The sequence below is a fragment of the Liquorilactobacillus sicerae genome (assembly GCF_029916425.1).
Taxonomy (GTDB): Bacteria; Bacillota; Bacilli; order Lactobacillales; family Lactobacillaceae; genus Liquorilactobacillus; species Liquorilactobacillus sicerae.
On record NZ_JAHAVQ010000193.1, the window covers coordinates 1 to 471 of the forward strand.

General features: G+C 44.6%; 1 protein-coding gene. It reads right to left on the reverse strand.

Annotation, left to right across the window (positions count from 1 at the left end; all coding sequences use genetic code 11):
* Positions 1 to 471 (reverse strand): PTS sugar transporter subunit IIC (locus tag KH893_RS11960; RefSeq protein WP_281166299.1); only part of this gene is annotated, 471 nt, incomplete at both ends.

Genomic DNA, 471 nt, shown 5'->3' on the forward strand with positions numbered 1-471 from the left:
GTTACTGATGCTGCTGCCAGACCGATCAATGAACCGACCAACGTTGCACAAAAGGGAACAATGAACATATCCAAAGGTGTTTTTCCGGTCATCCACATGCCAATCAAAGCAGCTGCCAATCCAGCGATTACTGCTGAGACCGGTTGACCAACAGTTACAATTGTTGCTCCGGTTAACTGTGGCGCAACCCAGCCGGTAGCTGTTTTTGTTGCTTTTATTGTCGCTTCAGTGAAATAAATTGAATTAGCACCGACAGTTGCAGCGATCATTGCTGAAAAAGTTGTCAAAGTGGTTGAACGTAATTGAATTGCTATCCCGGCCCCACTCGCCGGAGCTAACAAATGTTGTCCAAGAATTCCGACCATTTGCAATGGTACCCAGTGGAGTAAATTGCCAGCCGTATTCAAAAGAATTGAAATCCCAAGAATAACCAAAACAGCATTCGAAATTCCTTGGCTAACTGTATAAACC